The sequence below is a fragment of the Mycobacterium sp. genome (assembly GCF_035499775.1).
Classification (GTDB): domain Bacteria; phylum Actinomycetota; class Actinomycetes; order Mycobacteriales; family Mycobacteriaceae; genus Mycobacterium.
Genome location: NZ_DATJYB010000209.1, coordinates 1 through 5997, shown reverse-complemented (window position 1 = coordinate 5997; position 5997 = coordinate 1). Strand labels below are relative to the sequence as shown.

The 5997-nt window shown below is 61.2% G+C and carries 4 protein-coding genes; 3 read left to right on the top strand and 1 reads right to left on the bottom strand.

Annotated features, from left to right (window positions below):
* Positions 1–204: 204 nt before the first annotated feature.
* The gene (locus VML93_RS13815) at positions 205–1728 is read right to left on the bottom strand and encodes a long-chain fatty acid--CoA ligase (RefSeq protein ID WP_325611395.1); all 1524 of its coding nucleotides are present in this window, start codon (positions 1726–1728) and stop codon (positions 205–207) included.
* A 664-nt stretch (positions 1729–2392) separates the two neighbouring features.
* On the opposite strand from VML93_RS13815, the gene VML93_RS13810 reads away from it, so the two are divergent.
* The 3 genes from VML93_RS13810 to VML93_RS13800 are packed head-to-tail and all read left to right on the top strand — an operon-like array spanning position 2393 to position 5726.
* Positions 2393–3160 carry a 3-hydroxyacyl-CoA dehydrogenase gene (locus VML93_RS13810; RefSeq protein WP_325611393.1) on the top strand — a complete coding sequence of 256 codons (768 nt, stop codon included), beginning with the start codon at positions 2393–2395 and terminating at the stop codon, positions 3158–3160.
* Between the two features lie 14 nt (positions 3161–3174).
* On the top strand, positions 3175–4161 hold the full coding sequence (locus tag VML93_RS13805; protein ID WP_325611392.1) for a 3-hydroxyacyl-CoA dehydrogenase NAD-binding domain-containing protein: 987 nt from the start codon (positions 3175–3177) through the stop codon (positions 4159–4161).
* A 20-nt stretch (positions 4162–4181) separates the two neighbouring features.
* The gene (locus VML93_RS13800; RefSeq protein ID WP_325611390.1) at positions 4182–5726 is read left to right on the top strand and encodes a CoA transferase; all 1545 of its coding nucleotides are present in this window, start codon (positions 4182–4184) and stop codon (positions 5724–5726) included.
* The last annotated feature ends 271 nt before the right edge of the window (positions 5727–5997 follow it).

The following is a 5997-nucleotide window of genomic DNA, read 5'->3' as shown; positions in this document are numbered from 1 at the left end:
CCTCATCGGTGTCAGCGTCACCAAATCACCGGCTGCGCTGTGCGAGGTCCACTTTGCAACGGGCGCAGGCGGGCGTCGATAGCCGCCGGGACAATTCACCTGCCAATCCATGGTGCTGCGGCACACCCGACCCCGTGCGCTGGACAGGCAAACACCGGCCGCCGGCTGTGCGTGGGACGAGAAGGGTTAGCCCAACTGCCGTGGTTATCGTGCGCTTTCTGTTGTGGGAATTGTGATGTCACGCTTCTGGACCTTGCCGGTGGGCCCCTTGGGCAACTCGTCGACGAGCCAGACCTGGCGCGGGTACTTGTAGGCAGCCACCCGCTCTTTGACGTACTCGCGCAGTTCGTCGGCGGTTATGTTGCCCTTTTCCGAGGCGTCTTTCTTAAGAGCGACCGCGGCACCGACTTCCTCGCCCAGAGAGTCGTGCGGGATGCCGATGACGGCGGCTTCAGCCACCGCCGGGTGCTCGTAGAGCACTTCCTCGATCTCGCGCGGATACACGTTGTAACCGCCGCGGATGATCATGTCTTTAGTGCGGTCGACGATGTAGAAGTAGCCGTCTTCGTCGACGCGTCCGACGTCGCCGGTGTTCAGCCACCCGTCGGCCGTGATGGTGGCCTTGGTCGCGTCGGGAAGGTTCCAGTAACCCTTCATCACGTTGTGGCCGCGGATCTGGATCTCGCCCGTGTGGCCCTGAGGGACCTCAACTCCGTCCAGGTCCACCACCCGCATCTGGACTCCTTCGATCGGCGTGCCGATCGAACCCGCCTTGCGCTGCCGGTTGGGATGATTGAACGCGGCCGCCGGAGAGCTCTCGGACAGGCCGTAGCCCTCGAGAACCTTGCAGCCGAACGCCTTCTCGAAGTCGGCCAGAACCTGGACGGGCAGCGCCGCGCCACCGGACACGCAGGTCCGCAGGCTCCGCGTCGCCCCCGGTGCCGCCTCGTCCGCCACGCTGAGCAGCGCTGAATACATGGTCGGCACCCCCTCGAAAACCGTGACGCCGTCACGCTCGATCACCTGCAGGGCCTTGCGCGGGTCGAATCGAGGGATGAGGGTGAGCATCGCACCTGACAGAACCGAGCCGTTGAGTCCGCAGGTCAACCCGAAGACGTGAAACAGCGGCAAGCAGCCCATCACCACGTCATCCGGCCCGGTCTCGACCAGAGTGCGGACGGCGACCTCGGCATTGCGGCCCATGTTGCCGTGAGTGAGCATGGCGCCCTTCGGTTTTCCCGTGGTGCCGGAAGTGTGCAGAATGACCGCGACGTCGTCGGGGCCGCGCTCCACCGGGGATTCCTGCGCGGGTAGGTCGACGATCAGGTTGACCAGGCCGGCGTCGTCGACGATCCAGCACTGCGCGCCTACCTCATCGGCGCCGGCGCTGGCCTCGTTGGCGAATGCGGGTGTCCCGAACAACGCCTTGGCGCCGCTGTTGGACAGGTAGTATTCCACTTCACGAGCCTTGAGCAGCGGGTTCATCGGGACCGCAACGGCGCCGCGATACATGATGCCGTAGAACACGATGGCGAATGCGGGCGTGTTGGGCAACATCAGGCCCACTCGGTCGCCGGGCTCGATGCCGGCCTGCTCGAGCAGGGTCGCCACCCGCGCGGCAGCTGCGTCGAACTCAGCATAGGTGAACTGCAGATCGTCGCAGCGCAGTGCGATGCGGTCGGGTTGACGAAGTTTCGATGCCACAAGGTTGGCGCTCAGGATAGTCATTGGATACCTTCGACGAGAGGAGTTTTTTTCTTGTCAGTTCGATGGTGGTGCAGATGATTGCCCAACACAATGTCACGGCAACCAACGAGCAGATCACCTCGGTGTGACCGTCCACATCTGGCCGACATCCACAACCCGGACGGTACAAGCCCGGCCAGCCCCCGGCGATCGGACGCGACCCGTCACGCCACGACGCTACCCACGACGCCACGCACGCCATTTCGCCGCCGTTTCGGCCGAGAGTCGGCTGCGATTTCGATTCCGACGCTCGCAGTCAGCCGTCGTGGTCCCGCGCCAGGCCGCCAGGGATTTCACAATGGCGACATTCGTCGCGGCAAGCCCCTCGGGCGGCGCAGCGACGTTGTTGTGGCGGACAGCCTCGACTGTCGATCACTGTCACCAGTCACATCGACGCCATCGACGGCTCGCTCAACGATTGTATTGGTGAAACCGGGATCCGGCTCAGCACCCATCTGATTAGCTGGAGTAGGAACACATGGTCAGTTCAGAAATGCAGCAACCGAAACGTACCTCCAGCGGCAAAACCCCAGGCAGCCGGCTGTTCCTGCTCGACCTCAGCGCCGACCGTGTCGTTTCGCTAGAGCCGGACGGCTCCGACCGCAAGGTCCTGGTCACCGGGTGCAGATACCCCGATGGCATCGCGGTGGACGCCGCGGCGGGCCACATGTATTGGACCAATATGGGGAACCCCAAGGCGAACGACGGCTCGATCGAACGAGCCGACCTCGACGGTCAGAATCGCACGACGATCGTTCCCCCGGGCGGCACCTTCACTCCCAAGCAGCTCCAGCTCGAAAAGAAGACGAGAAAGCTGTACTGGTGCGACCGCGAGGGCATGCGACTGATGCGCGCCAACCTCGACGGTTCGAACATCGAGGTCCTCTCGGACACGAGCCAAGGCGACACCCCACCGGGGCCGGATGCGACGAAATGGTGCGTTGGCGTGGCCATCGATACGGATCGCGGCAAGGTCTACTGGACACAAAAAGGTCCCGACAACGCCGGAAAAGGCCGCATCTTCCGCGCCGGCGTTGAAATTCCCGACGGTCAGACGGCGTCGAATCGGGCAGATATCGAACTTCTTTACGACGGGCTTCCCGAGCCGATCGATCTGGAGCTCGATGTGAACAATCGCGTCATGTATTGGACCGATCGCGGTAACCCACCACGCGGCAACACGGTAAACCGCGCGCCGATGGATTGCGCCACGAACGCCCGCCCGGCTCCTGAGATTCTGTTCACCCAACTGATGGAGGGCATCGGCATCGCCCTGGACCTGAAAGGCGACCGCATGTTCATCACCGACTTCGGGGGCGACGTCTTTTCGGCCAGGCTCGACGGATCGGACAAGAAGGTCCTGCTCGTCGCTCAAGGCAACTTGACCGGCATCGCGTACGCCGAAATATCTTGAACGGAGAGATCACCATGTCATTCGACAAACCGATTCGTCGCGTTGCCGTCGTCGGCACGGGAGTGATCGGCGCCAGCTGGGCGGCTCAGTACTTGGCGCGCGGGTTGGACGTCGTCGCGACCGATCCGGCTCCGAATGGTGAGGTCAATTTGTGGAAATATGTGGACGCCGCCTGGGAACAGCTGGAGGAAATCGGCCTGTCGCCGGGCGCATCGCGCGACCGCTTGCGCTTCACTAAAGACTCTGGGCAGGCGCTTGCGCAGGCCGACTTCGTCCAGGAAAACGGCCCCGAGCGACCTGACTTCAAGACCAAGTTGTTTGCGGACATGGACGAAGCGACGCCGGTCGATTCGATCATCGCCTCGAGTTCGTCGGGGATAACACCAAGCGTGATTCAATCGGCTTGCAAACACCCGGAGCGCGTCATTGTCGGCCACCCGTTCAATCCACCCCACATCATTCCACTCGTGGAAGTGGTGGGCGGCACCAAGACATCACCCGAGGCCATCCAGCAAGCGATGCGCTTCTATGCATCGCTCGGCAAGAAGCCCATTCATCTACGCAAGGAACTGCCGGGACACGTGGCCAACCGGCTACAGGCGGCGCTTTACCGAGAAATGCTCTATCTCATAGAACAAGACGTGCTGAGCGTCGAGGAAACCGACACTGCTGTCAGCTACGGACCCGGACTTCGCTGGGCTGTGATGGGCCAAAGCCTGCAATGGCACTTAGGCGGTGGTGCGGCCGGCATCAAACATTTCATGGACCACCTCATGGATCCGCTTGCCGCAATGATGAAGACTCTCGGAAATCCAGAAGTAACCCCTGAACTCAAGCAGACGATCGTTGACGGTGTGATGCGCGAAGCCGCAGGGCGCTCCGTCGACGAGCTCGCTCGGGAAGAGAACGAGGTAATAATTGGGCTTCTCAGGCTGCGAGGCAACGGCGCGAGCGGCGCAACGGCAGAAAAGGAAGCTAATCCCGCTAAGGCAAATAGTTAATCCATGGCTAAGGAATCGGCATGAGTACGGCAATTTCCTCTGGGGCTACCCGCGGTCAAAGAACCGGTGGTGATGAGAGTTTGACAGCATTGCTTGAATCGAAACTCGAGAACCCGGCAAGTTCGCCAGAGTTCGACTTACTGGAGAACACGAATAACGTGCTTAGCGGTGTCGGACTCAATGCCGCGGACAGCGGAGGGAGACTCACGTTTTACGGACAGGATCCGATCATACCCAGCCCACACCGGTTTGGCGGAATGGCGGCAATCGGCCTGGCCGCGAAGTCTGTCGCCGCCGCAGCGCTATGGCGGGCGCGCACCGGGGAAGGACAGGACATTCACGTCGACGTTCGCAAAGCGCTGCGCCGTTTCTGCGGGTTCTTTGACGGAAAATGGGAAACCATAAACGGGCGCGGTCCCGCGATGGGCGGATTTGCCGGCAACCCATTCCTTGAGCTGCCGCTCTTCCGCAAGACGCGCGATGGGCGCTACGTGATCGCGTTGGATTTCTACCCTCGATTGAAAACGGATACGCTTAAGTTGCTACGGTGCACCGACAGTCTCGGCTCCATTGAAAATGCCATACTGCAATGGCGCGCAACAGAGCTGGAGACGGCAGCAGCGGAAGAAGGTTTGGTGCTCGCGATGGTGCGCACCACCGAAGAGTTTCTCAATGAGCCGCAATACACCGAAGTCCTCTCTACGATGCCTTTGATCACGGTGGAAAAGATCGGTGAAAGCGAGCCGATGCCGTTCAGACCGCGCGGAAAGAATCCTTTGGACGGTGTTCGGGCGTGCGGAATGGGCCATGTGATTGCGGGTGGCGCGATCGGCAGGGATCTGGCCATGTACGGCGCGGACGTTCTCAACATCTGGCCGCCAAACGCCACCGAGGTCGAGGCCTTCGCCTGGGATGTCCAGGTAGGGATGCGCTCGACCGTGCTGGATGGTTCGAAGGAAGATCGCGCGAAGTTTGACACTCTACTGAAGGATGCGGATGTCTTCTTCGCCAACAAGCGCCCAGGTTATCTGGAACGCAACGGTCTCACCGCCGACGAACTGTGTGCAAAGAAGCCCGGGCTGATCCATGCCAAGGTGATCCTCCATGGCGACAAAGGACCGTGGTCGAACCGTCCCGGCTTCGACGAGATCGGCGCAGCCGTATCGGGCGTGTTCTGCATAGAGGGGACGCCCGGCCATCCCAAATCGCCCACGATTATTCCCATTTGCGACAACGTGGTTGGCTGGCTCGGCACGGTCGGTGTACTCGAGGCGCTACGCCGGCGCGCGCGGGAGGGTGGCAGCTATCGGGTCGTCGTGTCTCTGACCAGAACCGTGCTATGGCTGCTGTCGCTTGGCATTTTCGACAAAGAGTATGCCGCTTCTACGGCTGGATCGAGCGATGAGCACTCCTATGTCGCTCCCGATCTCTTTGCCGCAGAGACTCCGCTCGGCACCTACCAGGGAATGACCGACCAAGTGGTCATGTCGCGGATGAAAGAGTCATACCGAACGGTGTTGGCGCCGCGCGGTTCATCGAAACCGCAATGGCTGGAACATGATTGATCTTGGGCTGGTGGCCAGCTGGCACCGTTATCGACCGGCACCGCGATCAAGCACTGATGTTGTGCATTTCGGCGTCGACGGTGCGTTTGGATCGAGCAGGCTCGAATTGTCCACCTGGAAGTAGGTGGAACGAGTGAAATCCATGAGTTCCTATAGGGTTGGCTACATCATCGGCAGCCTTTCAACCGAGTAAATCAACCGCACACTGGCCAAGGCGCTCATCCGATTGGCGCCCACGAATCTAGAGTTCGTGGAGATCACGATACGGGAT

What these genes read in the sequence shown, in the direction of transcription:
- VML93_RS13815 (WP_325611395.1), bottom strand. Translation starts at nt 1,728, where the DNA reads ATGACTATCCTGAGCGCCAACCTTGTGGCATCGAAACTTCGTCAACCC.
- VML93_RS13805 (WP_325611392.1), top strand. Translation starts at nt 3,175, where the DNA reads ATGTCATTCGACAAACCGATTCGTCGCGTTGCCGTCGTCGGCACGGGA.
- VML93_RS13800 (WP_325611390.1), top strand. Translation starts at nt 4,182, where the DNA reads ATGAGTACGGCAATTTCCTCTGGGGCTACCCGCGGTCAAAGAACCGGT.